The organism is Pseudomonas sp. NPDC089428, assembly GCF_044749325.1.
Lineage (GTDB): Bacteria > Pseudomonadota > Gammaproteobacteria > Pseudomonadales > Pseudomonadaceae > Aquipseudomonas.
Map to the genome: position 1 here is coordinate 83,554 of NZ_JBIVHT010000003.1, position 26,022 is coordinate 109,575.

Annotated in this window: 23 protein-coding genes and 1 tRNA gene; 14 read left to right on the plus strand and 10 right to left on the minus strand. The window is 64.6% G+C overall.

Translation table 11 applies throughout. The features are described 5' to 3' along the window. Window positions 1–185: 185 nt before the first annotated feature. From cgtA to ACIPZ5_RS06755, 3 genes are all read left to right on the plus strand, one after another. Window positions 186–1,412, plus strand: coding sequence for an Obg family GTPase CgtA (gene cgtA / locus ACIPZ5_RS06745; protein WP_261942621.1), 1,227 nt, complete (start codon window positions 186–188; stop codon window positions 1,410–1,412). An 85-nt stretch (window positions 1,413–1,497) separates the two neighbouring features. Then, window positions 1,498–2,616 carry a glutamate 5-kinase gene (proB, locus tag ACIPZ5_RS06750; protein ID WP_054887601.1) on the plus strand — a complete coding sequence of 373 codons (1,119 nt, stop codon included), beginning with the start codon at window positions 1,498–1,500 and terminating at the stop codon, window positions 2,614–2,616. After that, complete coding sequence (locus ACIPZ5_RS06755) at window positions 2,613–3,074, plus strand: CreA family protein (RefSeq protein WP_261942622.1); 462 nt, start codon at window positions 2,613–2,615, stop codon at window positions 3,072–3,074. The genes proB and ACIPZ5_RS06755 overlap by 4 nt, the downstream gene beginning before the upstream one ends. Before the next feature lie 116 nt (window positions 3,075–3,190). Here ACIPZ5_RS06755 and mksF read toward each other — a convergent pair whose 3' ends face one another. Genes mksF through mksB form a run of 3 tightly spaced genes read right to left on the minus strand, consistent with a single transcriptional unit; the run spans window position 3,191 to window position 7,993 of the window. After that, the gene (gene mksF, locus ACIPZ5_RS06760) at window positions 3,191–6,022 is read right to left on the minus strand and encodes an Mks condensin complex protein MksF (RefSeq protein WP_343595747.1); all 2,832 of its coding nucleotides are present in this window, start codon (window positions 6,020–6,022) and stop codon (window positions 3,191–3,193) included. Beyond that, window positions 6,019–6,726, minus strand: a complete 708-nt coding sequence (gene mksE / locus ACIPZ5_RS06765) for an Mks condensin complex protein MksE (protein WP_261942624.1) — start codon at window positions 6,724–6,726, stop codon at window positions 6,019–6,021. Before mksE ends, mksF begins: the two co-directional genes overlap by 4 nt. Further along, on the minus strand, window positions 6,716–7,993 hold the full coding sequence (gene mksB / locus ACIPZ5_RS06770) for an Mks condensin complex protein MksB (protein ID WP_027918274.1): 1,278 nt from the start codon (window positions 7,991–7,993) through the stop codon (window positions 6,716–6,718). The genes mksE and mksB overlap by 11 nt, the downstream gene beginning before the upstream one ends. Before the next feature lie 399 nt (window positions 7,994–8,392). Here mksB and ACIPZ5_RS06775 point away from each other — a divergent pair, with 399 nt between their 5' ends. Further along, entirely contained in the window at window positions 8,393–9,181 is a 789-nt protein-coding gene (locus tag ACIPZ5_RS06775; RefSeq protein ID WP_400807436.1) for an energy transducer TonB, read from the plus strand. Further along, on the plus strand, window positions 9,178–9,633 hold the full coding sequence (gene rimI / locus ACIPZ5_RS06780) for a ribosomal protein S18-alanine N-acetyltransferase (RefSeq protein WP_261942627.1): 456 nt from the start codon (window positions 9,178–9,180) through the stop codon (window positions 9,631–9,633). The genes ACIPZ5_RS06775 and rimI overlap by 4 nt, the downstream gene beginning before the upstream one ends. Before the next feature lie 120 nt (window positions 9,634–9,753). On the opposite strand, the gene ACIPZ5_RS06785 is transcribed toward rimI, so the two are convergent. Beyond that, complete coding sequence (locus ACIPZ5_RS06785; protein WP_261942628.1) at window positions 9,754–10,911, minus strand: hypothetical protein; 1,158 nt, start codon at window positions 10,909–10,911, stop codon at window positions 9,754–9,756. A gap of 67 nt (window positions 10,912–10,978) precedes the next feature. Between ACIPZ5_RS06785 and ACIPZ5_RS06790 the strand changes: the two genes are divergently transcribed. After that, the gene (locus ACIPZ5_RS06790) at window positions 10,979–11,563 is read left to right on the plus strand and encodes a D-Ala-D-Ala carboxypeptidase family metallohydrolase (RefSeq protein ID WP_343595737.1); all 585 of its coding nucleotides are present in this window, start codon (window positions 10,979–10,981) and stop codon (window positions 11,561–11,563) included. On the opposite strand, the gene ACIPZ5_RS06795 is transcribed toward ACIPZ5_RS06790, so the two are convergent. Beyond that, window positions 11,503–12,417, minus strand: coding sequence for a LysR substrate-binding domain-containing protein (locus ACIPZ5_RS06795; protein ID WP_400807439.1), 915 nt, complete (start codon window positions 12,415–12,417; stop codon window positions 11,503–11,505). The two genes, ACIPZ5_RS06790 and ACIPZ5_RS06795, sit on opposite strands and share 61 nt — an antisense overlap. A gap of 186 nt (window positions 12,418–12,603) precedes the next feature. Here ACIPZ5_RS06795 and ACIPZ5_RS06800 point away from each other — a divergent pair, with 186 nt between their 5' ends. Further along, a complete protein-coding gene (locus ACIPZ5_RS06800; protein WP_343595733.1) occupies window positions 12,604–13,215 on the plus strand; it encodes a LysE family transporter in 612 nt (203 codons plus the stop codon). A gap of 64 nt (window positions 13,216–13,279) precedes the next feature. On the opposite strand, the gene ACIPZ5_RS06805 is transcribed toward ACIPZ5_RS06800, so the two are convergent. Both ACIPZ5_RS06805 and ACIPZ5_RS06810 read right to left on the minus strand, forming a co-directional pair. Further along, window positions 13,280–13,356: transfer RNA gene (locus ACIPZ5_RS06805), tRNA-Met, on the minus strand. 68 nt (window positions 13,357–13,424) lie between these two features. After that, on the minus strand, window positions 13,425–14,384 hold the full coding sequence (locus ACIPZ5_RS06810) for a FecR domain-containing protein (RefSeq protein WP_343595731.1): 960 nt from the start codon (window positions 14,382–14,384) through the stop codon (window positions 13,425–13,427). A 182-nt stretch (window positions 14,385–14,566) separates the two neighbouring features. Here ACIPZ5_RS06810 and ACIPZ5_RS06815 point away from each other — a divergent pair, with 182 nt between their 5' ends. The 6 genes from ACIPZ5_RS06815 (at window position 14,567) to ACIPZ5_RS06840 (ending at window position 21,854) form a co-directional block, all read left to right on the plus strand. After that, window positions 14,567–15,778, plus strand: coding sequence for an MFS transporter (locus ACIPZ5_RS06815; RefSeq protein ID WP_343595729.1), 1,212 nt, complete (start codon window positions 14,567–14,569; stop codon window positions 15,776–15,778). Window positions 15,779–15,983: 205 nt separating this feature from the next. After that, window positions 15,984–16,121 carry a hypothetical protein gene (locus ACIPZ5_RS06820; RefSeq protein ID WP_261942634.1) on the plus strand — a complete coding sequence of 46 codons (138 nt, stop codon included), beginning with the start codon at window positions 15,984–15,986 and terminating at the stop codon, window positions 16,119–16,121. A 92-nt stretch (window positions 16,122–16,213) separates the two neighbouring features. Beyond that, the gene (locus ACIPZ5_RS06825; protein ID WP_400807442.1) at window positions 16,214–17,377 is read left to right on the plus strand and encodes an MFS transporter; all 1,164 of its coding nucleotides are present in this window, start codon (window positions 16,214–16,216) and stop codon (window positions 17,375–17,377) included. Between the two features lie 188 nt (window positions 17,378–17,565). Then, the gene (locus tag ACIPZ5_RS06830; protein WP_400807444.1) at window positions 17,566–18,192 is read left to right on the plus strand and encodes a DNA-3-methyladenine glycosylase family protein; all 627 of its coding nucleotides are present in this window, start codon (window positions 17,566–17,568) and stop codon (window positions 18,190–18,192) included. A 150-nt stretch (window positions 18,193–18,342) separates the two neighbouring features. Beyond that, window positions 18,343–19,395 carry a bifunctional DNA-binding transcriptional regulator/O6-methylguanine-DNA methyltransferase Ada gene (ada, locus tag ACIPZ5_RS06835; RefSeq protein ID WP_400807446.1) on the plus strand — a complete coding sequence of 351 codons (1,053 nt, stop codon included), beginning with the start codon at window positions 18,343–18,345 and terminating at the stop codon, window positions 19,393–19,395. Window positions 19,396–19,451: 56 nt separating this feature from the next. Further along, window positions 19,452–21,854 (plus strand): DUF3772 domain-containing protein, encoded by a 2,403-nt coding sequence (locus tag ACIPZ5_RS06840; protein WP_400807449.1) that lies wholly within the window; start codon window positions 19,452–19,454, stop codon window positions 21,852–21,854. 111 nt (window positions 21,855–21,965) lie between these two features. On the opposite strand, the gene ACIPZ5_RS06845 is transcribed toward ACIPZ5_RS06840, so the two are convergent. After that, window positions 21,966–22,148: a hypothetical protein gene (locus ACIPZ5_RS06845; protein WP_400807452.1), complete on the minus strand. Its 183-nt coding sequence runs from the start codon at window positions 22,146–22,148 to the stop codon at window positions 21,966–21,968. Between the two features lie 118 nt (window positions 22,149–22,266). Here ACIPZ5_RS06845 and ACIPZ5_RS06850 point away from each other — a divergent pair, with 118 nt between their 5' ends. Further along, window positions 22,267–22,800, plus strand: a complete 534-nt coding sequence (locus ACIPZ5_RS06850; protein ID WP_400807455.1) for a GNAT family N-acetyltransferase — start codon at window positions 22,267–22,269, stop codon at window positions 22,798–22,800. Window positions 22,801–23,038: 238 nt separating this feature from the next. Here ACIPZ5_RS06850 and ACIPZ5_RS06855 read toward each other — a convergent pair whose 3' ends face one another. Further along, entirely contained in the window at window positions 23,039–24,469 is a 1,431-nt protein-coding gene (locus tag ACIPZ5_RS06855) for an aldehyde dehydrogenase family protein (RefSeq protein WP_400807457.1), read from the minus strand. A gap of 13 nt (window positions 24,470–24,482) precedes the next feature. Further along, entirely contained in the window at window positions 24,483–25,982 is a 1,500-nt protein-coding gene (locus tag ACIPZ5_RS06860; protein ID WP_085673948.1) for a cytosine permease, read from the minus strand. Between the last annotated feature and the right edge of the window lie 40 nt (window positions 25,983–26,022).

Below are 26,022 nucleotides of genomic sequence, written 5' to 3' on the forward strand. Positions count from 1 at the left end.
CGACGTCGCTCCAGAAGCCCCGTCATGCGACGGGGCTTTTTCGTTTGTGGTGAGCCTCTTGCAAAGCTGTTTGTTTGGGCTGCCGGCGTGGGTTTCTACGGTCGTACGGGGCCGCCGCGCTCATTTTTGCAAGAGCCTCAGGTTTTTCAGTATTCGACTCGCCCGCAGGCGAGAGGCGGTTTTCAATGAAGTTTGTTGACGAAGTATCCATTCGGGTCAAGGCCGGTGACGGCGGTAACGGTTGCATGAGCTTCCGCCGCGAGAAGTTCATCGAGAACGGCGGCCCTAACGGTGGCGACGGTGGTGACGGTGGCTCGGTGTACATGGTCGCCGACGAAAACCTCAACACCCTGGTCGACTATCGCTACACCCGTCACCACGAAGCCCAGCGCGGCTCCAACGGCGGCAGCACCGACTGCACCGGCAAGAAGGGCGATGACCTGTTCCTGCGCGTGCCGGTCGGCACCACCGTGATCGACGCCTCGACCCAGGAAGTGATCGGTGACCTGGTGACCCCAGGCCAGAAGCTGATGGTCGCCCAAGGCGGCTGGCACGGCCTGGGCAACACCCGCTTCAAGTCCAGCACCAACCGTGCGCCGCGCCAGACCACGCCAGGTAAACCAGGTGAGCAGCGCGACCTGAAGATGGAGCTGAAGGTGTTGGCCGATGTCGGTCTGCTCGGCCTGCCGAACGCGGGCAAGAGTACCTTCATCCGTTCGGTTTCGGCCGCCAAGCCAAAAGTTGCCGACTACCCGTTCACTACCCTGGTGCCAAACCTGGGCGTGGTCAGTGTCGACCGCTGGAAGAGCTTCGTCATCGCCGACATCCCCGGCCTGATCGAAGGCGCCTCCGACGGTGCCGGCCTGGGTATCCGCTTCCTCAAGCACCTGGCGCGCACCCGCGTGCTGCTGCACCTGGTCGACCTGGCACCGCTGGACGGCAGCAGCCCGGCCGATGCCGCGGAAGTCATCATCAACGAGCTGACCCGCTTCAGCCCGTCGCTGACTGACCGTGAGCGCTGGCTGGTGCTGAACAAGTCGGACATGCTGATGGAAGACGAGCGCGAAGAGCGGGTCAAGGAAGTGGTCGAGCGCCTGCAGTGGGAAGGCCCGGTCTACGTGATCTCGGCCATCTCCAAGCAGGGCACCGAGCAGCTCAGCCACGACCTGATGCGCTACATCGAAGACCGCGCCGACCGCCTGGCCAACGACCCGGCCTACGCCGAGGAGCTGGCCGAGCTGGACCAGCGCATCGAAGACGAAGCCCGCGCACAGCTGCAGGCTCTAGACGATGCTCGTACCCTGCGTCGCACCGGCGTCAAGAGCGTGCACGACATCGGCGACGACGATGCCTGGGACGATGATTTCGAGGACGACGAAGACGGCCCGGAAATCATTTACGTGCGCGACTGATCGGTTGCAGTACACTAAACGCCGCTCTCGGGAGCGGCGTTTTTGTATCCACGGTATCTACAGATTCGACATAGGTTGGAAGAAGATGCGAAGCAAGGTGACGGGCGCCAAGCGCTGGGTCGTGAAGATTGGCAGTGCCCTGCTGACCGCCGATGGCAAGGGCCTTGACCGCGGCGCCATGGCCGTATGGGTCGAGCAGATGGTCGCGCTGCGTGAAGCTGGCGTGGAGTTGGTACTGGTCTCCTCCGGGGCCGTGGCTGCCGGCATGAGCCAGCTGGGCTGGACTTCGCGACCGAGTGCGATGAACGAGCTGCAGGCAGCTGCCTCGATCGGCCAGATGCGCCTGGTGCAGGCCTGGGAAACGAGCTTCGGCGAACACGGCAAGCACACCGCGCAGATCCTCCTGACCCACGATGACCTGTCTGATCGCAAGCGTTACCTGAACGCCCGCAGCACCCTGCGTACCCTGGTCGACCTGGGCGTGGTGCCGGTGATCAACGAGAACGACACCGTGGTCACCGACGAGATCCGCTTCGGCGACAACGACACCCTGGCCGCGCTGGTGGCCAACCTGGTGGAAGCCGACTTGCTGGTGATCCTCACCGACCGCGACGGCATGTTCGATGCCGACCCGCGCAACAACCCCGAAGCCCAGCTGATCTACGAAGCCCGCGCCGATGACCCGTCGCTGGACGCCGTAGCCGGTGGCACCGGCGGTGCCCTGGGTCGTGGCGGCATGCAGACCAAGCTGCGTGCCGCGCGCCTGGCAGCGCGTTCCGGCGCCCACACGATCATCATCGGTGGCCGCATCGAGCGCGTGCTGGACCGCCTGAAGGCCGGTGAGCGCCTGGGCACGCTGCTGTCGCCCGAGCGCGGCATGCTGGCGGCACGCAAGCAGTGGCTGGCTGGCCACCTGCAGACTCGCGGCACGCTGGTGCTCGACGCTGGCGCCGTGCAGGCGCTGCGTGAGGCGAACAAGAGCCTGCTACCGGTCGGCGTGAAGACCGTGCAGGGCAGCTTCCGCCGTGGCGAGATGGTGGTCTGCGTCGGCCCGGATGGTGTCGAGGTGGCGCGTGGGCTGGCCAACTACAGCGCGCTGGAAGCGCAGAAGATCATCGGCCAGCCGTCCGATCAGATCGAGGCGTTGCTGGGCTACATCGCCGAGCCGGAACTGGTGCACCGCGACAACCTGGTGCTGGTATGAGGCTGCTCAAGCGGGCGCTCGCCTTGGCTGTGTTTGCCCTGCCGATGCTGGCCGGGGCCGAAGAGATCGGCCAGGTCTCCACCGTGTTCAAGTTCCTCGGGCCGAACGACCGCATCGTGGTCGAGGCCTTTGACGACCCCAAGGTCGAGGGCGTGACCTGCTACCTGTCGCGGGCCAAGACCGGCGGCGTGAAGGGTGGGTTGGGCTTGGCGGAAGATCGCGCGGAGGCGTCGATTGCCTGCCGTCAGGTCGGGCCGATCAACTTCAAGGGTGAGCTCAAGGATGGCGAGGAGGTGTTCAAGGAGCGCACCTCGCTGGTGTTCAAGACCATGCAGGTGGTGCGCTTCCTCGACAAGAAGCGCAATACCCTGGTGTACCTGGTGTACAGCGACCGCATGATCGAAGGCAGCCCGCAGAATGCGGTGACGGCGATCCCGATCCTGCCTTGGGCTCACTGATAGCTGAGGGGAGGCCTGTGGCCTCCAATCGCGGATAAATCCGCTCCTACAGGCCAGCGCTATGCCTGTAGGAGCGGATTTATCCGCGAAAGGGCCGCAAAGCGGCCCCAATCACCTCAGGCCAACTCTTCGGCCTGATCCTCCCGCACGATCGCCTTCACCTCATCCAGCCGGCTGATGTACTTCCAGTCCGCCTCGTCGATGTAGATGCCATTCGGCCCGCTGCCACCTTCCAGGTCGATCGCCACGCGCGCCGATACCTGCGGCTTCACGCTCGCCAGAATCGGCACGAAGCCCAGCTGCAGGCTGGTCTCCAGCAGTGCTGCCTGGTTGCGTTCGTCGATGTCCGCCGCCTCGTCGAGGTAGTACGGCAGGCGAATGCGCCCGGCCAGGTCACGGTCCATCAGGTGCAGCAACAGGTACATGTTGGTCAGCGCCTTGATGGTCATGGTGGTGCCGTTGGAAGCCGCGCCGTCGATGTCGGCGTGGATGATCGGCTGGCCGTTGACCTTGGTGATCTCGAACGCCAGCTCGAACAGGTCCTTCAGGCCCAGCTGGTTGTGGTTTGCAGCCACCAGCCGCGCCAGGTACTCCTTGGCCTCTTCGTTCTTGTTGTCCTGCTCGGCGCTCTGGGTCAGGTCGAACACCGACAGGGTCTCGCCTTCTTCGTACTGGCCGGCGCTGTGGATGATCTGGTCGATGTGCTTGAGCGCTTCCTTGTTCGGCGCCAGCACCACGCGGAAGCTCTCCAGGTTGGACACCTGGCGCTTGTTGATCTCGCGGTTGAACAGGGCCAGCTGGTGCTCGAGGCTGTCGTAGTCGCTGCGGATGTTACGCAAGGTCCGGGCGATGTCGGTGACCGCGGCGCGGCGTGCCTTGGCCAGGGTCAGGGCTTCGTCGGTGCGGTGTGCGTAGGCGTTCACCAGCAGCTGCAGGCGGCGCTCCATGTCGTCTTCGCTGTCGAACTTGGCCACGCCCTTGAGGCGCACCTGGGCGTACAGCGCCTCGATCTGGTTGTCGACGCGTTGCAGGGCCTGCCAGCTGTCCTGGTAGTCGTTGAGCATCGGCAGCAGGTTGTCCATGGAATCGTCGACCGCTTCCATGTATGGCGTGCCGTAGGGCAGGTCGGCCGGCAGCAGCTGGCGGCGGCGCAGGGCGTCTTCCAGGGTGCGCTGCTTGGACTCAAGGTCGCCGATCTGGCGACCGACCAGTTGCAGCTTGGCCGACAGCTGCTGGACGCGTTCGGTGAAGGCGTCACTGGAGCGCTTGAGCTCGTCCTGGGCGGCTTCGAGCTGCGCCAGTTGCTCCAGCTTCTCGGGCTCTTCCGCGCTCAGGGTTTCGCTGCGGCGGTAGTCTTCCAGGGCCTTCTGGGCGTCCAGCACTTCCTGGTACAGGGCTTCTGTCTGCGCCTTGGAGGCGGTGCGGTCGGCGGCGACCTGCTGCTGGGTCTTGAGCTGCTTGAGCTCCTTTTCCAGGCGCTCCTTCTGGTCGCGCAGGGCCGCGCGGTCGGCCAGGGCCTGCAGGGCCGGCGGGTCGATGTTGGAGATGTCGATGGACAGGCCGGGCGCCTCGAAGCGCTCGCCCTTGAAGCCGTCAAGCACGGCCTCCAGTGATTTCACCCACAGGTCGCTGTCGTCCAGCTCGATGCCGCGGTCGCCCAGCGGCAGGCTGAACAGCGCGCCGTTGAACAGGCGCATCAGGCGGTCGACGTCCTGCTGCGAGAACTCTTCGCGCAGGCGTGCGTAGCTGTTGTTGTCGGCGTGGTCGAGCTGCTGCTTGACCTGCTTCAGGCGTTTTTCCAGGTCGCGCACGCGCTCGTCGAGGTCTTCGGCGGAGAACTGGCGCGACTGCGCCAGGGCCCCGGCCAGTTCGTCGTGGGCGTCCTTGGCGGCCAGCAGGCCCTGTTCCAGGACCTTGACGTCATCGACCAGGGCGAAGCGGTGCTTGAGCACCGACAGTTCGCCGAGCCAGCGCTGGATGCCGGTGATTTCACGCTCCAGGCGCATCAGCTCCTGGGTGCCGCCGCGCTGATCGTTCTGCAGGCGGTCCTGCTCGCCACGGAAGTGCTCGGCCTGGATCACCAGTTCTTCCTTGCGCGCCATGGCGTATTCCTGCCAGGTGCCCAGCAGATTGTCGAGCAGTGGCGAAAGGCGGTGCAGCTTGCCGCGCAGGATGTCGCGCTGGGCCACGCCGCCGGCCAGGGCCTCGACCAAGGGGCCTGCCGCAACCAGGGCGTTGTAGTCCTGCTCCATGCGGCGTACGTCGCGGAAGGCTTCTTCGCAGGCGGCGATGTAGTCGACGCTGCCCGAGCGCAGGCTGTGCTCGAAGGCGTCGAGGAACAGCTGCTTGAGCTTGGCCGCGGTGATCTCGCGCATGTGCAGCAGGTTGATGAACAGGGCGCGGAAGGTTTTCAGGCTCTGCTCGCTGGTCGAACGCAGCGGGATCAGGGTCAGGTCCAGCGGGCACGAAGTGTGGCCGCCGACCAGCAACCTGCGCAGTTCATCAGGCTTGAGCTCATAGGCCTTCAGGCCCAGGCGCTCGAGGTTGGTGAACAGCTCTTTCTGGCGCAGGCAGGTGTCGTTCTTCTGGTAGTGGGCCAGATCCAGCTCGCCCTTGTAGGCGAAGAACTGGTGGCCGAAACCGCCGCCCGGGCCGCGGCCGACCACACCGATCACGTGCGGGCCATGGGGCAGGTTCAGTTCGCAGAGGATGTACGAGGTGTCGCTGGCGAAGTAGAAGCGGCGCGACTGCTCCAGGCTGTACTTGCCGAAGCTCATGTCGGACATGCGTGCCAGGATCGGGAACTGCAGGGCGTTGATCGACGCCGATTTACCCAGGTTGTTGGCACCGTACACCGACAGCGGGTGTTCCAGCGGGAACAGGCCGAGGCTGTAGCCGGCGGTGTTGAGCAGTGCGAAGCGGCGGATGCCGTAGCGTTCCTGGCTCATGCGTCAATCTCCTGTTGCTCTTCGCGGATGGCCCGGGCCAGGGCATCCTCTTCGCTTTCCTCGCCGTCGAACGGGCTGAGGTCGAGCGGGTCGTCGGTGCGGTTGAGTTGTTCCGGGCTTTCTTCTTCCACCAGTACCGGGGTCGGCAGCGGCAGGTCGCTGTGCAGGCTGGCGGCCAGGTCGCGGTCCTGCTGCACCGACAGGCACACGTCGAGGAAACGGTGCATCGGCGGCAGGAAGCGGTAGATGCCGCCTTCTTCGTGGGCGAAACCGAGCTGGGTCATGCGGCGCATGATCTTTTCTTCCAGCTCGTCGACGGTCTGCACTTCGGCCTGCAGGAACAGGTCACGGTACTTGTCCAGCAGCGATGGCAGCTCGTCGCGGCCGATGCTGCCGCCGTCGAGCACAGCCATCGGGTCGCGGCCCTGGTCGGCCAGGTGCTCGACGATGATGAAGGTGAACAGCGACAGGCGCTGGGCGGTCTTGTTGACCTGCGCGGCGGCCTGCTCGGGGACGAAGTAGTAGAACCCGCGGGTGTCGCATACCAGTTCGAAGCCCAGGGCCTTGAACAGGGTGCGGTACTGGTCCTGGAAGTTCGACAGCTGGGCGTACATTTCAGGGTCGCGGCGGCTGACGTGAAAGCCCTTGAACAGCTCGCGGAAGATCGGCGCGAGCTGGGACAGTTCGGAAAGATCAAGATGCATTGGCTGGGCTCGCGTTGGTTTCAGGTTGCGCTTCGCGGCTGGACGTCAGGGCGAACGAGCGCAGGCTGACCAGGTGTTCGTGGGTGGTGTACTCGCGCCGTTCCAGGCGTTCGCGCTTGAAGCGCTTCTCGCGCGACAGGCGCGAGAACCAGTACAACAGTTCGTCGGTGGCGCCTTCGGGCTCCTGGTCCAGCAGCCAGACCATCAGGTCTGGCAGCGGCAGGGCGTCTTCGCAGCGCTCGAGCATCTCTTTGACTGTGCGTGGCGCGCGCGGCAGCGGGCCTTTCTGGGTCTTGTGCGCCTTGGGGAACTTGGCCGGTTTCGGCTCGAAGCGGGCCAGGGCATAGACGTAGGCCTCGACCTGGCTGGCACTGCCGAGGAAAGTGCTTTGCGGGCGGGTGAACAGCGGCATGGCGGCTTGCGGCACGGCGTCGATGCCCTTGCGGCGAATGACCGACAGCGCCAGTGCGGCGCCGCGGGTCACGGCGTTGTGCCGGCGCGCTTCTTCACGCAGCGGCAGCAGCAGTTCGCGGGCGTGGCGCAGGGTCAGCTGGGCGCTGGTCTGCATTTCCAGAATGCGTGCGTGGGTGCGCAGCAGCATGTCGTCGTCGACCAGGTGGCCGAGGCGCGCCTGTTCGCCGAGCAGTTTCAGCAGCACGGTCTCGACCTTGCGCACGCCTTGCTCGAAGGCGCCGTCGGCGTTCACCAGCTGGATCATCGGCTCGACGTATTCGTCCCAGGTCGCCAGCACTTCAGCGTAGCGCTGGCGCAGCGGGATCTGGCGGTTGCTGGTCTTGGCCCGTTCGGCCACGGCGACGAGCGCCTGTTCGTCGTTGTCGAGCTTCTTCAGCACGTCGCGCACGCGCATGTCGAGCAGGCGCAGCTGGCGCGCCAGGTCGTCGCTGTCGCGGTTGTCGAAGGCATCCTGGATGTGCCCGGCCAGGCGCTCCAGGTGGCGCAGGTAGGCCTCGATCTCCAGGCACAGGCCCAGCCGGTGCTCGCGGCGCAGGTAGGCGAGGAAGTCGTGGATCTGGGCGTTGAGCTCGAAACGGTTCGGGCTCTTGGCCACCGGTACCAGGATATCCAGGCGGATCCACACGTCGAGCAGCTGGGTGATGTCCTGCGGCGTGCTTTCTACCTGCTGGCGGCCCAGTTGCTGGCGCAGTTCGACCAGGCTCAGGGTGCCCTGGTCGAAACGCTCGCACAGCGGCTCGATCAGGGCCCAGTGTTCGGCTAGGGCGCGCAGGACGCGCTTGGGTTCGATCATTGGCGTCTACTCGTTGCCAAGTAAAAAGGGGGCGATTGTACTTCATCCGGAGGGGAGGATTTCACCCCTTGGTCTGTAATGAGAGATGTTTGGCTCGAGGTTTGTGCTGGATGTGAGACCGAGCGCCGCCCGCGCGGCGCATCGCGGATAAATCCGCTCCTACATTTGTTGCAACGTGGCCATGCCTGTCAGGCCATGGTTGCCTGCCTTGTTTGCAAGACTCAAGACATGCGCCGAGGCTGGCAACCATGGCGTTACAGGTTCGGCACGTTGCAACAAATGTAGGAGCGGATTTATCCGCGATGCGCCGCGCTGGCGGCGCTCGGTCGGACAGACCCTGCAAAAACCGAGGCGTACACGCTAGAATGTGCGACGTTTCAAACCCCGGACCCCCGACCCGTGCTGACCGAACCCCGCCGCCGCGCCTACCTCTCCGCCATGCAAGTGGTGCATTGGCTGCCGCGCGCCGAACTGCCGTTCGCCGCACCGTCGCGCCCCGAGTTGCTGTTGCCACAGGTACCGGTGGAGGATGTCGACTTCGAGGTCCGGCCAGCCGCACCTGCTGCCAATGACGCCCCGGCCGCGCCCCAGGCCCGCTCCGGCGAGCGCCCGAAAATCGAGATTCCGCGCCCCGGCAGCACGCCCAAGGTCGCCGCCAAGCCAGCCGAAGCCGAGCAAGAGGCCCCCGCACCGCGCCCGGCCCCGGTACCGCCACCGCGTTTCTCGTTGCAACTGCTGCGCGCCGGCAGTTGCCTGTTGCTGGTCGAACTGGCCACTGGGCAGCCATTCCAGAGCCGCGATCCGTCCTATCTGCTGCTCAAGGACATGCTGCGCGCCGCCGGCCTGCCCGATGCGCCGCAGATCATCGGCGAGCCGGTGCGCTGGCCGCTGCTGGTGCGCGGCAACATGGACCAGGGCCCGGATGCCGCGCGTGATTTTGTCCAGGGCTTCATCCAGGCGCGCCTTGAGGAAACCCCCTGCAGCGTGCTGTGGCTGATCGGCCTGCCGGCCATGCGCTATGCCGCCAGCGCCGACGCTGAAGCTTATTACCAAGTACTGAAGGTCGACGGCCTGGGCGATGCCTGGGCGTTGCCGGGCCTTGAACTGTTGATGGACGAGCCGCAGCGCAAGGCGGACGTCTGGCAAGCGATGCGCCAGCTGATGGCGCGCTGGAAGAGCGTTGAATGAGTGACTCGATCAGTTTCCGCCCGATGACCGAGGCGGATCTGGATGCCGTGCTTAAGATCGAATATGCCGCGTTCAGCCATCCCTGGACCCGCGGTATTTTTCAGGATGCGCTCAAGTCATATGAAGTGTGGCTGATGTTCGATGGCGAGCAGCAGGTGGGGCACGGCGTGATCAACGTGATCATCGATGAGGCGCACCTGCTCAACATTACCATCAAGCCGGAGAACCAGGGGCGCGGCCTTGGGCTGCGCTTGCTTGAGCATCTCATGGCGCGGGCTTACCAGCTCAATGGCCGCGAGTGCTTCCTCGAAGTGCGGGCGAGCAATCAGTCGGCCTATCGCTTGTATGAGCGCTATGGCTTCAATGAAATCGGCCGCCGTCGTGATTACTACCCGGTTGCCGGTGGGCGTGAAGATGCTCTGGTAATGGCCTGTACCCTGCTTGAGGACTGAGTAGGCCTGTACTGGCCTCTTCGCGGGACAAGCCCGCTCCTACAGGTAAGGTGCCTGCCTTGAAATCAGCGGCGATCCCGTTGGGAGCGGGCTTGCCCCGCGAAAGGGCCAGCAAGTCGATCACAATTCCCGCGGCACGACCTCGACCGGCTTCTTCAGGTCTCGCAGGCTGCGGGTCATTTCCCCGGTGTTGCACTTCGCCGCCGCCTGTTCAGGCGTGTACTTGCGCACCGTGCGGAAGAACAGCTCACAGGTCTGCTTCTTCTGCGTCACTTGCCATTTGCTTGAGCAGGCTTGCAGGGTCATCTTCGGTTCGGCCTGCGGGTTACGCCCCATCCCCGCCTGCCAGCAAGCCGCCGTCAGGTCCTGCCCCATCATCTTCAACCCCGCCGCATCGGCTGCATCCTGATCGCCGCCATGGCTGTCCTTGTTCGCCGCATACCAGATTGCACTCGGATGGTTGGCGCCCAGCACTGGCACCTGCGCACCCGCCTGCGGGCTGATGCTGACCAGGCCCAGCACATCCACCTGCGGCCCATACTGTTGCTGGATCCAGCTGCGCACCGGGGCACCGAAGGCGACCATCGGCAGGGGCTTGGCGGCGCTTTGCAGGGTCATTTCGCGCACCATGCGCAGCTGGTAATCCTTGAAGTAGCCGTAGGTGCCAGTCAGGGCCTCACCCGCGCTGGCCGGGGCGGCGATCGGGGCGATGTCGATGATGGTCTGGTAGGCCGGGGTCTGGCTGGCGTCGACGCCGTTGAAGGTCAGCAGTTCAGCCCAGCGATCGGTAGTGTTGGAACGCAGGTAATCCTGGGCCTGGGTCAGCGAATAGTCCGGCGGGAAGTGCAGCAGCTCGATGCTGCGGCGGTTCTGCAGGGCCATGCCCAGCGGCAGGAACAGGTACCAGTCGTAGGACCATTTGCCGTCCTTGTTCAGCTGGGTGGCACCGTTGTAGGCCAGCTCGCCACTGTCGAGCAGCTTGCGCAGGGGCTCGGCATAGTGAGCGGGTACGTCGCTGATGGTGGCGCGCAGCCGGTCATGGTCACGGCTGACGTTTACCCGGGCGTTGGCGTAGCCGTCGCGGCGTACGCTCTGGGTCAGGTAGTGCTCCACGGTCTGTTCCAGCGTCCAGTCGCGGTAGCAGATCACGTGGCAGTTGTTGGGGAAGGCGAACAGGCGGGTGACGCGCTGGGCGTCGCCCAGGTCGATGTGGGCATCCGCCATGGCCAGGCCGCTGAAGGCGAGGGCGGCGAGACTCGTTGCGGCAGTCTTGTGCATGCTTAACTCCTTGTCAGTGACCGCCCGGGTTGGCGGCCGCGCTCATACTGGGGCAGGGAGCATGGCGATGAAAAGAGCAAGCAGGCTGCTGCTGGCTGCGGGTGTGCTGTGGAGCACCATGGTGCCGGCCGATGAGCGTGACCTGTGGATGTTCGCGCAGTGGGCTGGTGACCATCAGACCCGGCCGTTTCGCCAGATGCTGGTGGATGCTCGTCTGTATGGTGTGGTGCCGATCCATCAACTGCTGCGTTCGGCTTCGGACTGGAAGCTGTGCCATGCCTCGCCGTTCGCGGTGCCGCCCGCTGGCAACTGGCCAGCAGTGCGCTCGACGTTATCGCTGATCAAGGCCTTCGATGAGCAAGGCATCCTGCGCCAGTTCGAAGTGGTATCGGCCTATCGCGATCCTGATCTCAACCGCTGTGCAGGCGGTGCCGTGGGCAGTGCCCATACCCGCGCCTTCGCAGTCGATATCCTGTTGCCGGCCTGGGCCGATCCCAACCCGCTGTGCCGCTTCTGGCAGCAGCATGGCCAGGCCTGGAACATGGGGCTGGGGCGCTATCCGAGCGGGCGCATTCACATCGACACTGCGGGTTACCGCACTTGGGGTGGTGATGGCAGCGCGGTTTCGTCGTTCTGCAGCAAGCCCAGGTGAGTGAGGCAGGCCTGGCTTTCGCTCGTCACCCATTCGGCAAAGCGCTGGCGCTTGCCGCCGTCGCGCAATGGCTGCGGGCTGAGCAGGTGATAGGCCGAGCCATCGCGCAGGAAGCCGAACGGGGCCTGCAGCTGGCCGCTGTCGAGTTCGTCGCGCACCATCAATGCCGAGGCGATGGCCAGGCCCAGCCCGGCGCTGGCGGCCTGTAGCGACAGGTAGAAGTGTTCGAAGTCGCTGCGTTCGCTGTGCGTGGCCTGCCGCCCGCTCAGGCGCAGCCAGGTGGGCCATGCGCTGGGGCGGGTGCTGCTGTGCAGCAGGCGTTGGCCGTCGAGGTCGTCGCTGCTGGCGCGGCTGACCGGGCCTATCCATTCATCACAGATCTTCATGCTGTGCAGCGTCGGCGGCCAATGGAAGTCGTCGCGGCGCAGTGCCAGGTCGACCCCGCTGCGGGCGAAGTCCACCGGGCCGCCGGCAGCCACCAGGTGCAATTGCAGGTCTGGGTGCGCGGCGTGGAAGCGCGGCAGGCGCGGGATCAGCCAGCGCATGGCGATGGTCGGCTCGCAGGACAGCACCAGTACGTTGTCGCGCTCCTGCTGTTGCAGACGCTGCACGGCGCCTTCGAGCTGTTCGAAGATCGCCTGGGTGGTGCCGTGCAGGGCTCGGCCGGCGGGGGTGAGGAAAATTGCCCGGTTGCGCCGTTCGAACAGTTCGACGCCCAGGCTTTCTTCGAGCAGGCGCACCTGGCGGCTGACGGCGCCGTGGGTGACATGCAGGCGCTCGGCGGCGCGCACGAAGCTGCCGGTTTCGGCCGCGATGTCGAAGTAGCGGAAGGCGGAGAGGGCTGGCAGTTTCATGGGGTCCCTGTTTTACCTGTGCCGGCCTCTTCGCGTCGAACCGCCGCGAAGAGGCCGGTACAGGCTTTAGTTATCTGTCAGGAAAACTATCAGATCTGCTTCAGATTAAATCGTTTTTATCAGTTCAATCCGCTCTCGATAATAGGCGCATCTGTGTTTTTTCATCGTCTATCGAGGCCGTTATCCGTGACCGAACTCATCGCCGTCGCCCTGTTCACCCTCCTGGCCGTCATTAGCCCCGGTGCCGATTTCGCCCTGGTCACCCGCAGCAGCTACGCAATGGGCCGCAAGGCCGGGCTGGCCGCTGCGGTGGGGATTGCCCTGGGCGTGCAGGTGCATGTGCTGTACACGGTGTTGGGGATCGCGGTAGTCATCAGCAAGAGCCCGGCACTGTTCCTTGCCATGAAAGTGCTCGGTGCGGGCTACCTGATCTACCTGGGTTACCAGTCATTGACCAATACCCGTCGGATCAGCCTGGAAGGGGAAGTGGCGCATGCCGGTGTGCTGGCTGCCTTGCGCACCGGCTTCGTGACCAATGCGCTCAACCCCAAGACCATGCTCTTTGTCATCAGCGCCTACACCCAGGTGGTGCGGCCGGGCAGCTCGCTGGCAGTGGACTTCGCCTACGGGGCATTCATGTCTTTCGCTCACTGGGCCTGGTTCAGCCTGGTGGCGTTGTTCTTTTCCAGTGCGCGGTTGCGGGCGCTGATGATCGCAAGGCAACGGCTGGTCGACCGCGTGATCGGTCTTGCGCTGATCGGCCTGGGCCTGGCCGTGGCGGTCGCCGGGGTGCGTTGAAAAGGCAGCGCTTTTCTGCAGGCAAAAGAAAAGGGCTTACCTTGCGGTAAGCCCTTTTCAGGTTTGGTGGCTACACAGGGACTTGAACCCCGGACCCCAGCATTATGAATGCTATGCTCTAACCAACTGAGCTATGTAGCCGATGGGGCGCATTATTCCCTTGTGACGGACCCATGTCAACACTCATTTCAAAAAAAAATTGCACGCTTTCAAAAACTTAGCGGCCCGGCCCGGTTCTGGCGCACGATCAGCCACTGCCCGAGCACGCCATACAGCTGCAAATGCTGCTCGGCGGCCAGGGCTTCCAGGGTTTCGCCTGGGCGGTCGAGGTTGAAGTCGCCGCTCACGCGTCGATAGGCAGTCTGTTCATCCATCAACCAGACCCGGCGGCCTTCATGGCTGGCCAGGCGTTCGATGACCTGGCCCAAGGGCATTTCCTTGGCACGCAGCTGGCCGCTGCGCCAGGCATCCACCGCTTTCACGTCGACGTTCTGCACCGGGTTGATCCGCGCCTCGGTGAAGGTCACTCGCTCACCCGCCGACACCATGCGCTGGTCGCCGCCCTGGACGACCATGGCCTTGCCATCGAGCACCACCAGTTCGTCATGGTCGGCATGCCGTGCCACCACCAGGCGGGTGCCGTAGACCTGGATACGGGCATCGTCGACCTGAACCTCCATGGCACGTCCGTCGAGCACCACCTCCAGGTACACCTGGCCTTGTACCAGGTGCAATTGCCGTGTGCGTCCGCGCAGGTCGACGTTCATCGCGCTGGCGCTGTCCAGGTGCAGCGTCGAACCGTCGGCCAGGCGCACGCTGCGGCGCTCACCCACATCCGTGGCCAGTTCGCTGGCCAAGCGTTGCATCAGCGGCCAGTAAAGGTAGGCACAGGCGCCGAGCAGCAGCAGGAACAGCACGGCGAATACCTTGCCCAGGTAGCTGCGACGGACCTTGAGCAAGCGCGGCCGAGGCCGGGCCGGGGGCACCTGAAGCTGCTGCCAGCACGCTTCCAGTTCGGCATAGGCGTGCGCGTTGCTCGGCTCCTGGCACCAACGGCCGAATGCCTGGCGTTCGCTTTCATCGCAGCCGGGCTGGCGCAGGCGGGAAAACCATGCCAGTGCCTCCTGCTGAGGATCGGCCTGGATCTGCGTGGCGGGCATCGGGCTCATGGGTCGGTGGGCTCGCGTGAGGGCGGTTTCGCCCAACGATTACGGGGAAAGGTAGGGTGAGGATGCTAAATATATTGAGAACCATTTTCAAGTGCGAGGCGCCCACCCAATAAAAAAGGTAGCTATGTATCTATTTGTTTCCTGATAATCGGATCCCAAACCTGCGGACGGAATTCAAGCTCATGGCCATCAGCAGCACCTCCACCACCAGCACCGGGTCGGCGAATCCAGCCAATCCGCTGGTGATGCGCATCATCGCCTTCTGCGCCCTGGCGCACCTGATCAACGACCTTATCCAGTCGGTGCTGCCGGCGATCTACCCGATGCTCAAGGCCAATTACGACCTGAGTTTCGCCCAGATCGGCATGATCACCCTGACGTTCCAGATCACCGCCTCGCTGTTGCAGCCGTGGGTCGGCTTCTTCACCGACCGCAGGCCGACACCCAACCTGCTGCCGCTTGGCACCCTGTGCACCCTGGTGGGGATCGTCATGCTGGCGTTCGTCGGCAGCTTCCCGATGATCCTCCTGGCCTCGGCGCTGGTCGGCATCGGTTCGTCGACCTTCCACCCAGAGACCTCGCGGATCGCGCGGCTGGCCTCGGGCGGCCGTTTCGGCCTGGCGCAGTCGACCTTCCAGGTGGGCGGCAACACCGGTTCTGCGTTCGGCCCATTGTTGGCGGCGGCCATCGTCATTCCATTCGGCCAGACCCACGTGGCCTGGTTCGGCGTGGCGGCACTGTTCTTCTTTGCCGTAACCCTGATGCTACGCCGCTGGTACAAGGAACACCTGAACCAGGCCAAGGCGCGCAAGGCCGTGCAGGCCACCCATGGCATTTCGCGTGGGCGGGTGATCGCGGCGCTGATCGTGCTCGGCCTGCTGGTGTTCTCCAAGTACTTCTACATGGCCAGTTTCACCAGCTACTTCACCTTCTACCTGATCGAAAAGTTCGACCTGTCGGTGGCCAGCTCGCAGCTGCATCTGTTCCTGTTCCTGGGCGCGGTGGCGGCGGGTACTTTCTTTGGCGGGCCGATCGGTGACCGTATCGGGCGCAAGGCGGTGATCTGGTTCTCTATCCTTGGCGTGGCGCCGTTCACCCTGGCGCTGCCCTATGCCGACCTGTTCTGGACCACCGTGCTCAGCGTGGTGATCGGCTTCATCCTGGCCTCGGCGTTTTCGGCGATCGTGGTGTATGCACAGGAGCTGGTGCCGGGCAGCGTGGGCATGATTGCTGGGGTCTTCTTCGGGCTGATGTTCGGTTTTGGCGGGATTGGTGCGGCGCTGCTGGGCTACCTGGCTGATTTGCGCGGGATCGAGTACGTGTACGGGTTGTGCTCGTTCTTGCCGTTGTTCGGTTTGTTGGCGGTGTTTCTGCCAAATACCGGTAAGCGCTGACATTGCCGGGGCTGCTTTGCAGCCCTATCGCCGGCAAGCCAGCTCCCACAGGGAATGTGCATGCCTTGGCTCTTGCACTGTCCCTGTGGCAGCTGGCTCGCCGGCGATAGGGCCTCGCAGAGGCTTACGGGCAATTGACGATAGGGTCAACCTTGGCCTAGAGTGCCGCCTCTCTTTCCAACTCACCTGCGTAGTAGCCACAGCAATGCGCCGTACCCAGTCCCTCCCTCACGCCCGCCAGCCTGCTCTTCAGGCCATGCGTCGTGCGTGGCCGAGCGACACGGTGCTCAAGCGTCGCCGCAGCGTGCTGTTCGCCTTCACCTTCTCGCCACACCAAGCCTGAACTGACCCCCGCGCCCTTGCGTCGCCCGCCTTCCCGGCGTGCGTGTGGGCGCCTGTATCTGCGCGTCTTTTCAGTTTTGCCTGGAGTGGTACATGAACATGCGTTTGCTGGCGGGCCTTCTGTTCGCCGTGTCGGTGGTGGGCTTCAGCCTGGGGGCCAGCCTGCCGTTGGTGTCGTTGCGTTTGCACGAGGCCGGTGCGGGAACACTGGAAATCGGCATCATTTCGGCCATCCCCGCCGCGGGGATGATGCTTTCGGCGTTCATGGTCGATGCCTGCTGCCGGCACCTGACCCGGCGCACCATCTACCTGCTGTGCTTCAGCCTGTGCACCGTGAGCATCGCCTTGCTCGATGCGGCATTCGCTTCGCTGTGGATGCTGGCTTTGCTGCGTCTGGGCCTGGGTATCGGCATGGGCATCGCGATCATCCTCGGCGAGTCCTGGGTCAACGAGCTGTGCCCGGACCACAACCGCGGCAAGATCATGGCCCTGTATGCCACCAGCTTCACTGGCTTCCAGGTGCTCGGCCCGGCACTGATTGCGCTGATTGGCGCCGATAGCCCCTGGATCATCGGCGTGGTCACCATCGGCTATGGCCTGGCACTGCTGTGCATCTTGCTGACCGTGCCCAACGACCATGTCGAGCATGGCGATGAGGGTGAGAAAAGCTTCGGCCTGGCGGGTTTCTTCCGCGTGGCGCCGGCGCTGTGCGTGGCGGTGCTGTTCTTCTCGTTCTTTGATGCCGTGGTGCTGTCGCTGCTGCCGGTGTACGCCAGCAGTCATGGCTTTGCCGTGGCCGTGGCGGCCTTGATGGTGACCGTGGTGTTTGCCGGCGACATGGTGTTCCAGCTGCCCCTGGGCTGGCTGGCCGACCGCGTCGAGCGCACGGGGCTGCACCTGGTGTGCGGGCTGGTGGCAATGGCCATAGGCATCGCCCTGCCATGGCTGCTGCAGGTGACCTGGCTGCTGTGGCCGATGCTGGTGCTGCTGGGCGCGGTGGCGGGCGGTATCTACACCCTGGCGCTGGTGTTGATCGGCCAGCGCTTCAAGGGGCAGGACCTGGTCACGGCAAATGCCAGCGTCGGCCTGCTGTGGGGCGTCGGCAGCCTGGTCGGGCCGCTGGTGAGCGGGGCGGCGATGGATGTGGCTCCGCATGGTTTGCCGATGGCGCTGGCGCTGATGGCGGGGCTCTTCGTGTGCTTTGCCCGGCAGTCGTATCGCCGTGTGGGGAAATTGCGGGCGGTTGCTGACCAATAAGCCCAGGCTGTTGACCCTATCGCCGCCAGAAGGTCCCGGGCAGGATCGGCGACACACCGTGTTGTCTGTCGGGTAGGCGCTAGAGATCGCCAGCGAGGCATACCAGGAATTAGCCGCGCAAGATCCGGCGTTTGCCGGATGAGCTGCTGGGCTAAGCTGGACCTGCCTTGAACCTGCAGGAGCTACGGATGATTCTCGCCGACCTTTCGCCCACCGCCTACCGCGCAGCCACTGACCACCTGGCTGCGCTGGACCCGGACTGGGCGCGGCACATTCAGGCGATCGGGCCTTGCCTGCATCAGGCGACGCCAGGGCGTGAACCTTATGAAGCGTTGGTGCGGGCGATTGCCTATCAGCAGCTGCATGCGCGGGCGGCCGAGGCGATTCTCGGGCGGTTGCTGGCGCTGTTCCCCGATCAGGCGTTTCCGGCGCCCGAACAACTGCTGGCGGTCAGCCCCGAGGTCATGCGCGAGTGCGGTTTTTCGGCGAGCAAGCTGGCGACCATTCACGGCATTGCCCAAGCCAGACTTGAGGGTGTGGTACCAAGCCGGGACGAGGCGTTGGGCCTTGCCGATGATGCCTTGATAGAGCGCCTGGTAGCCTTGCGCGGGGTGGGCCGCTGGACGGTGGAGATGTTGCTGATCTACAGCCTGGAGCGCTCGGATATCCTGCCGGTGGACGATTTTGGCGTGCGCGAGGGGTATCGTCGGTTGAAGGGCCTGGACAAGGCAACGACACCGGCGCAGATGCGCTCGCTCGGTGGTGGCTGGAGCCCCTACAGGACTGTGGCTGCCTGGTACTTGTGGCGGGCCTGATGCTGACTGACTGGCTTTGCTGGCCATTTCGCGGGCAAGCCCGCTCCCACAGTGTCCCTGCTGATTCAATGAGTTATGTGCAGTTCTATGAGAGCGGGCTTGCTGCGAAAAGGCCGGAACAGGCGAAACAGATAGCTGAGGTAAACCGCGATGAAAGCCTTCACAACCGACCCCCAACGCTGGCAAGCCGTCGAGGCCCGTGACACTTCTGCCGCCGGCCACTTCGTCTACGCCGTGCGCACCACTGGTGTTTACTGCAATCCCGGCTGCAAATCGCGCATGGCCAAGCGTGAAAACGTCGAGTTCTTCAACGACCCCGCCAGCGCCGAAGCCGCCGGTTACCGAGCCTGCCGCCGTTGCATGGCGAAACCGGATGATAACCGTCGCGCCGATCTGGTCGCCCGCGCCTGTCGCCTGCTGGAAAGCAGCGATACCCCGCCCAGCCTTGACCAGCTCGGCAGTCAACTGGCTGTCAGCCCCTTCCACCTGCATCGCCTGTTCAAGGCCGAAACCGGTCTCACGCCCAAGGCCTACGCCAGTGCTTTCCGTGCCCGGCGCCTGCGCGAGCGGCTGGGTGATGGGCAACGTTCGGTAACCGATGCCATCTACGATGCCGGCTACAACTCCAACAGTCGCTTCTACGAAAGCGCCGACCAACGCCTGGGCATGCGCCCCCGCGATTTTCGGGCGGGCGGTACGGGGGCGACCATCCACTTCGCCATTGGCCAGTGTTTCTTGGGCGCGATCCTGGTGGCCCAGAGCGAGAAGGGCATCTGCGCGATTCTGCTCGGTGATGAGCCTGAGATGCTGCTCGAACAGTTGCAGGACCAGTTCCCCAAGGCTCGCCTGATCGGCGGCGATGCCGACTATGAGCGCCTGGTCGCCGAGGTTGTCGGCTTTGTCGAGACGCCGGGCCTGGGGCTGGACCTGCCGCTGGATGTCCAGGGCACAGCCTTTCAGGAGCGGGTCTGGCAGGCCTTGCGCGAAGTGCCGGTGGGCAGCCGGGTCAGCTATACCGACATCGCCGAGCGCATCGGCGCCCCCAAGGCGGTGCGTGCCGTGGCCATGGCCTGCGCGGCCAATCACATTGCCGTGGCCATCCCTTGCCACCGTGTGGTGCGCCGTGACGGTGATATCAGCGGCTATCGCTGGGGCGTGGAGCGCAAACGGCAGCTGCTGGCGCGAGAAACGGCACTCTCCTGATTGCCTGAAGCCGCGTAGAATCCCCCGCCAAATCGATGTGTAAAGAGGAACATTCGATGAGGCGTGTGAGCCTTGCCCGATTTTACCTGGGGTTAATCGCCCTGATGCTGTCGCTGGCTACACCGGCCTGGTCTGCACCGGCGACGCCGGTGTCAAGCCTGGCGGCGGCGGAAGTACCGGTACTGGACGAAAATGCCAGCTATGAGCAACTGAGCGATCGGCTCGACCAGATCCGCCAGGGCGTCACCAGCAATGCCAACGACGACCTGCTGTCGCAGTTGCGCCTGTCGGCCGTGCAGGTGCAGCGCCAGGCTGAAGCACTGAGCGCCTTGCGCACCGCCGATGTGGAAAAGCTCGACGACAAGCTCAAGGTGCTGGGCCCGGTGCAGCCGGAAGAAGCCGAAGCGTTGACCCGCCAGCGCCAGCAATTGGCTGACGAGAAGAAGGCCGTGGTGGCCGAGCAGGAGCAGGCTGCCAAGCTGACCCAATCGGCCCGCGACCTGTCCACGCAGATCGTCAACCTGCGCCGCAGCCAGTTCAACTCGCAGATCCTCAGCCGCGCTACAACGCCGCTGAGCCCGGCGTTCTGGCAGAGCCTGATCCGTCCTACTGCGGACGACGTTGCGCGCCTGCGTGATCTGCGCGAGGAGACCACCGACGCTGTCGCCAGTGCCCTCAGTGCCCAACATCGCTGGTTCTTCCTCACCAGCCTGGTGGCGGCCATCCTGGTCTGGACCCTGGTTCGCGGCCTGCTGGAACGCCTGCTGGCCAGTATCATGGTGCATCGCCTGCCTGAAGGTCGCCTGCGGCGCAGTGCCCTGGCCTTGAGCGTGAGCCTGGCCACCCTGGGGACCATCTCTGGCTCCGTTTCGTTGCTGCGCTGGGGGCTGGAAAGCAGCTCCGAGCTGGGTTCCGATGTCGCCAGCCTGACCAATCACTTCCTCACCCTGGTGGTGTTCAGCGCCTTCATCACCGGCCTGGGCCGCGCCATGCTGATGCTGCAACGCCCTTCCTGGCGCCTGCCACCGATTCACGACGAAGTGGCCAGCGCGCTGGGCTGGTTCCCTAAGCTGCTGGCCCTGGCGTTGATGGTCATGCTGACCATGGAACGCATCAACAGCGTAATCGGCACCAGCCTGGCACTGACCGTGGCGACCAATGGCCTGACCGCGCTGGTGGTGGCGGTGATCTTTACGGTGGCACTGCTGCGCTATCGCCGCACCCTGAACAAGCATGGCCTTGAGCGCCCGACCGGTTGGGCCGGGCTGATCCCGTTCGTGAGCGTGGTGTGGGTCGGGCTTATCGTGCTGGCCTTGCTCGCCGGCTACCTGACCCTGGCCTACTTCCTCACGGCCAAGCTGCTGTGGATCAGTGTAGTGGCAGTGTGCGCCTACCTGCTCACGACCTTCCTCAGCGACCTCTGCGAAGCCCTGCTGTCGCCGCGCCAACCGGGCGGCCTGGCACTGGCCTCGACCCTTGGCCTGGCGCCGCGCCACCAGGCCCAGGCCAGCACCATCCTGGTCGGCATCAGCCGCACGCTGTTGCTGTTCCTGGCGATCCTGCTGGCGCTGATGCCGTCGGGCACCAGCCCCGGCGAACTGCTGCTGAGCCTGGGTGACTGGGATGGCACCGGCGGCAAGCTGCTCGGCAACCTCAATATCGTGCCCCAGGACATCCTGCTGGCCGTACTGATCTTCTTCGGCGGCCTGTTCGCCATCCGTGTGGTCAAGCGCTGGCTGAGCGAGCGCCTGTTGCCGGAAACCGACATGGACGCTGGCATGCGGGCCTCGCTGGTGACCCTGGTCGGCTACCTTGGCTTCCTGTTCCTGGCCATGCTGGTGATGTCGACCCTGCGCATCAACCTCACCAGCCTGACCTGGGTAGTCAGTGCGCTGTCGGTCGGTATCGGTTTCGGCTTGCAGCAGATCGTGCAGAACTTCATTTCTGGCCTGATCCTGCTGACCGAACGCCCGGTCAAGGTGGGCGACTGGGTGAGCCTGGCCGGGGTCGAAGGTGATATCCGCCGGATCAACGTGCGCGCCACCGAGATCCAGATGTCCGACCGCTCCACGGTGATCGTGCCCAACTCGCAGTTCATCTCGCAGAACGTGCGCAACGTGACCATGGGCAATGCCTTGGGCGTGGTGGGTATTACCTTGACCCTGCCGTTGGAGACCGATGCCAACCGGGTGCGTGAATTGCTGCTGGCGGCCTATCACGAGCATGAAGCGATACTTGATGCGCCGGCCTGTTCGGTAACCTTCAAGGACCTGACCTCGGCGGGCATGGTCATTGGTGTGAGTGGTTATGTGGCAGGGCCGCGGCAGGTGTCGAGTACCCGCAGCGACTTGCTGTTCACCATTCTGGGGCGCTTGCGCGATGATGGCATTGCCTTGTCATCGCCGCAGAGCATGGTGCTGGTGCAGGAAGCTTCGCGCCCGGCTGACGAATCGGTGTGATGCCAATCGCCGGCAAGCCGGTTCCCACAGGTACAGCGCCGTCTTCAGGCCTTGTGAGATTCCTGTGGCAGCTGGCTTGCCGGCGATCGGGCTGCACGGCAGCCCCCGGCTTCAGTGCTGCTTGGCTTGCCTGATACGCAGCAGTATCACCAGGAGCACCAGCAACACCGGTGGTGCCATCCCCAACAGCGCATCCCGCGCCGTCAACCCCAGCCCCAGTACATTCAGCCCGCCATACAGCAGCTTGAACAGGGCACCAGAGAATGGGGCTTTGGCTGAGGCTGAGGTAGTCACGTCAGGTTCGATGATCGGTAAATCTTCTGTGACAGTTTTGTCCGGCGGCAATCGGCTAGCTGCGCCACCTGCGGGCGTAGAGTGGTCGGCTTTATCGTGCGCTGATAGGGAGTGTCTGATGCAACCCACCTTGATCACAGAAGGCTTGCGGCTGCGCCCGCTCGACTGCAGTGATGCGGCAAAGATCGAACGCCTGCTGCAGGACCGGGAAATCGCCCGGATGACTGCAAACATTCCTCACCCTTACACGCTCGCGATGGCAACCGCCTGGATAGAGCGGCAGCCACGACAATGGCAGGCGCAGGAGGCGGTTGTCTGGGGGATCGAAAGGCAAGCGGATGCAATGCTGATGGGGGTGGTGTCTTTGCGTCAGCTGAAAGGCCCCAGCCCGGTGCTGGGTTACTGGTTGGGCAAGTGCTTCTGGGGGAAAGGTCATGCTTCCCGGGCGGCTTCTCTCGTTTGTCAGTATGCCAGGGGCCGGTTGGGTATCGATTCAGTGGTAGCCAGCCGTCTGCATCGGAATGTGGCGTCCGGCAAGGTTCTGGAGCGGGCAGGTTTCAAGATCGAGGGCTTTGGCTTCGAGCAACTGCCGAACAAGGGGGCTTATGAAGCGGTTGTGTATCACCGATGTCGATTGGGCGACTGGCGTTGAGGCGGGGCGCAGCGAATCTTGGAGCGATGGCTGCGCATCTGGTTTCAGGTTGGGAATACTTTTACATGCGCTTGCAGATGCATGGCTGAAGATTGGGTGAGGGCCACCATGTGCTCGCCGTCAGGGATTCAGCGCCTGTGAGATCGAGCGCCGCCCGCGCGGCGCTCGGTCTCACAGGCGCTGCCAACCTCTCGGCAGGCACCTGGTGGCCCTGACCCTCAGTCCAGGCCAGCTACCATCACCCCAAACACCGGGTCACATGCTTCACCGACTGATAGGCCGACAACCCCCAAGGCCCGAGTTCGCGGCCAATGCCGCTGCCCTTGGTGCCACCCCACGAAGTCTCGACGAACACCGCTTGCACCGAGTTGATCCACACATGCCCGACCTCCAGGGCATCGGCCACGCGTTCGGCGCGCTTCAGGTCGGCGGAGCATACCGTGGCGACCAGCCCGAAGCGGCTGTCGTTGGCCTCGGCAATCGCCTGCTCCTCAGTGGTGAAGCGGCGTGCGCACAGCACCGGGCCAAAGATCTCCTCGGTCCACAGGCGGCTGTCCTTGGGCACATCGGCATACAGCGTCGGGCTCACGAACCAGCCCTCACGCTCCAGCGCCTGCCCGCCGGCCAGGCATTGCAGGCCTTCTTCACGGGCCGTGGCGAAGTAGCTGGCAACCTTCAACCACTGCGCCTGGCTGGTCAGCGGCCCCATGTCGACCTCTTCGGTCAACGGGTTGCCGACTCGCAGCTTTTTCAATGCTGCCTGCAGGCGCGGCAGCAGCACATCGGCAATCCCGTCCTGCACCAGCAGGCGCGAGGTGGCCGAGCACATCTGCCCGGTATTCCAGGTGATGCCGGCGACGATCCATTCCACCGCCTGGTCCGGGTCGCAATCGTCGAACACCACGATCGCCGACTTGCCGCCCAGCTCCAGGGTTACCGGCCGGCACTGCGCCGAAGCGCTGCGCATCACCTGGCTGCCCACGCTGTTGCTACCGGTGAACGACAGTTTGTCGAGGCCGTTGTGGCTGCTCAACGCAGCACCGGTCTCGGCCTTGCCGTTGACGATGTTCAGCACGCCAGCCGGCAGGCCCAGGGTGTCGGCGATCTGGCCGTAGGTCTGCTCGATCAGCGGGGTCACTTCCGAGGGCTTGAGCACCACGGTGCAGCCGGCCGCCAGGGCCGGGGCGAGCTTCCAGGCACTGGTCACCAGCGGGAAGTTCCACGGCACGATCAGGCCGACAACGCCCACCGGTTCCAGGAGGGTGCGGGCGGTGAAGCCCGCTGCAGCCAATGGCACGTCACGGTTCCTGGACGGCAATTGTTCGGCCAGCTCGGCGTAGTAGGCGAACGTGGCGACCGCGTCATCCAGGTCGATTTCGGCCTCGTGGCGCGGTTTGCCGTTGTTGCGCATCTGCAACGTGATCAGTGCTTCACGGCGTTGGCCAAGCTGCTCGGCAAAGCCGCGCAGGAAGGCAGCGCGGGTGCTGGCGCTGACCTTTTTCCAGGTAGGCAGGGCGTCGCGGGCGGCGGCCACGGCCTGGTCGACCTGGGCCACGCTGGCGGCCTTCAGTTCGGCGAAGGGCAGGCCCAGCGCAGGGTCGCTGACGCTGATGCAGTCGCTGCCCTGGCCTTCGACCCAGCGGCCGGCAATGTAGTGGGAGGTAGTCATGGTCGTTATCCAGTCAGGCCATTTCGGCGGTGGTCACCGGCGTGCGCGGGGCGCTTTTGCAGCGCACCCAGCGCGGGCCATTCGGGCCATACACGCCGGCAGGTTCAGGGAACAGGTTGAGCAGCAGCAGATACAGCACACCGGCCAGGCCGAGGGTGACCGGCAGGCTCAGGTCGATGCCGCCGGCCAGGTCGCCCAGCGGGCCGACGAACTGCCCCGGCAGGTTGACGAAGCACAGGCCGACCATCGCGCTGGGGATCCACGCGCCCATGCCGCGCCAGTTCCAACCATGCAGGAACCAGTAGTGGCCGCCACGCTGGCCGCGGGTGAACACCTGCAGGTCGTCGGCGTGGTAGAAGCCGCGGCGGGTGATCAGGCCGAGGATCATGATCACCATCCACGGGCTGGTGCAGGTGATGATCAGCACGGCGAAGGTCGACACGCTCTGCACCAGGTTGAAGGTGAAGCGGCCGATGAAGATGAAGCCGATCGCCAGCACGCCGATCAGCAAGGTTGCACCCGCGCGGCTGAGCAGGCGCGGGAACACGCTGGACATGTCCAGGCCGGTGCCATACAGCGCGGTGGTGCCGGTGGACATGCCACCGATCACGGCAATCAGGCACACCGGCAGGAAGAACCAGCTCGGCGCTACGGCCAGCAGGCCACCCACGTAGTTGTTGGCGGCGATGTAGTCGGGTGCTTGGGTGGCCACCAGGGTGGCGGTGCACAGGCCGAACAGGAACGGGATCAGCGTTGCCACCTGGGCCGCGATCACCGCCAGCATGATGCGCGACTTTGGCGTTTGCCGCGGGATGTAGCGCGACCAGTCACCGAGGAAGGCACCGAACGACACCGGGTTGCTCATGGCCAGGATCGCCGCGCCGACAAATGCCGCCCAGAAGCCCGGCTGGCTGAGGTTGACGCTACCGGCGAAGCCCGCATCGAACGGCCCGGCGAAGGCGAAGATGCCCAGCAGGAACAGCAGGCTGGACGCCCACACGGCGATCTTGTTGACCCACAGCATGAAGCGGAAGCCGAAGATGCACACCACCAGCACCAGCACCGCGAACAGGCCGTAGGCCAGGCCCAGGGTCAGGTCGGTTTCCGGCAGCCCGGCCAGGCGCTTGGCGCCACCGACCAGAGCGTCACCCGAGCTCCACACCGAGAGCGAGAAGAACGCCACGGCAGTGAGCAGCGACAGGAACGAGCCGACAATGCGCCCGTGCACGCCAAAGTGCGCGCCCGACGATACTGCGTTGTTGGTGCCGTTGAGTGCACCGAACAGGCCCATCGGCGCCAGGATCAGCGCGCCCACCCCGACGCCGAGCAGGATCGCCCAGACCCCGGCCTGGAACGACAGCCCGAACAGCACCGGGAAGCTGCCCAGCACGGCAGTGGCGAAGGTATTGGCGCCGCCGAAGATCAGGCGGAACAGGTCCAGCGGGGAGGCGTCGCGTTGATCGTCGGGGATCTGCTCGACGCCATTGGTCTCGATACCGGTCGAATGGCTCATGGTGATGCTCCAGCGCGGTTGTTGTAGGCCCGTCGCGTTG

Bases quoted from the DNA above. Each gene is read 5' to 3' on its own strand.
- rimI (WP_261942627.1), top strand. From the start codon at position 9,178: ATGAGTGACTCGATCAGTTTCCGCCCGATGACCGAGGCGGATCTGGAT.
- proB (WP_054887601.1), top strand. From the start codon at position 1,498: ATGCGAAGCAAGGTGACGGGCGCCAAGCGCTGGGTCGTGAAGATTGGC.
- ada (WP_400807446.1), top strand. From the start codon at position 18,343: ATGAAAGCCTTCACAACCGACCCCCAACGCTGGCAAGCCGTCGAGGCC.
- ACIPZ5_RS06830 (WP_400807444.1), top strand. From the start codon at position 17,566: ATGATTCTCGCCGACCTTTCGCCCACCGCCTACCGCGCAGCCACTGAC.
- ACIPZ5_RS06785 (WP_261942628.1), bottom strand. From the start codon at position 10,911: ATGCACAAGACTGCCGCAACGAGTCTCGCCGCCCTCGCCTTCAGCGGC.
- ACIPZ5_RS06790 (WP_343595737.1), top strand. From the start codon at position 10,979: ATGAAAAGAGCAAGCAGGCTGCTGCTGGCTGCGGGTGTGCTGTGGAGC.
- mksF (WP_343595747.1), bottom strand. From the start codon at position 6,022: ATGAGCCAGGAACGCTACGGCATCCGCCGCTTCGCACTGCTCAACACC.
- mksB (WP_027918274.1), bottom strand. From the start codon at position 7,993: ATGATCGAACCCAAGCGCGTCCTGCGCGCCCTAGCCGAACACTGGGCC.
- ACIPZ5_RS06860 (WP_085673948.1), bottom strand. From the start codon at position 25,982: ATGAGCCATTCGACCGGTATCGAGACCAATGGCGTCGAGCAGATCCCC.
- ACIPZ5_RS06815 (WP_343595729.1), top strand. From the start codon at position 14,567: ATGGCCATCAGCAGCACCTCCACCACCAGCACCGGGTCGGCGAATCCA.
- ACIPZ5_RS06850 (WP_400807455.1), top strand. From the start codon at position 22,267: ATGCAACCCACCTTGATCACAGAAGGCTTGCGGCTGCGCCCGCTCGAC.
- cgtA (WP_261942621.1), top strand. From the start codon at position 186: ATGAAGTTTGTTGACGAAGTATCCATTCGGGTCAAGGCCGGTGACGGC.
- ACIPZ5_RS06755 (WP_261942622.1), top strand. From the start codon at position 2,613: ATGAGGCTGCTCAAGCGGGCGCTCGCCTTGGCTGTGTTTGCCCTGCCG.
- ACIPZ5_RS06810 (WP_343595731.1), bottom strand. From the start codon at position 14,384: ATGAGCCCGATGCCCGCCACGCAGATCCAGGCCGATCCTCAGCAGGAG.
- ACIPZ5_RS06795 (WP_400807439.1), bottom strand. From the start codon at position 12,417: ATGAAACTGCCAGCCCTCTCCGCCTTCCGCTACTTCGACATCGCGGCC.
- ACIPZ5_RS06855 (WP_400807457.1), bottom strand. From the start codon at position 24,469: ATGACTACCTCCCACTACATTGCCGGCCGCTGGGTCGAAGGCCAGGGC.
- ACIPZ5_RS06825 (WP_400807442.1), top strand. From the start codon at position 16,214: ATGAACATGCGTTTGCTGGCGGGCCTTCTGTTCGCCGTGTCGGTGGTG.
- mksE (WP_261942624.1), bottom strand. From the start codon at position 6,726: ATGCATCTTGATCTTTCCGAACTGTCCCAGCTCGCGCCGATCTTCCGC.
- ACIPZ5_RS06840 (WP_400807449.1), top strand. From the start codon at position 19,452: ATGAGGCGTGTGAGCCTTGCCCGATTTTACCTGGGGTTAATCGCCCTG.
- ACIPZ5_RS06820 (WP_261942634.1), top strand. From the start codon at position 15,984: ATGCGCCGTACCCAGTCCCTCCCTCACGCCCGCCAGCCTGCTCTTCAG.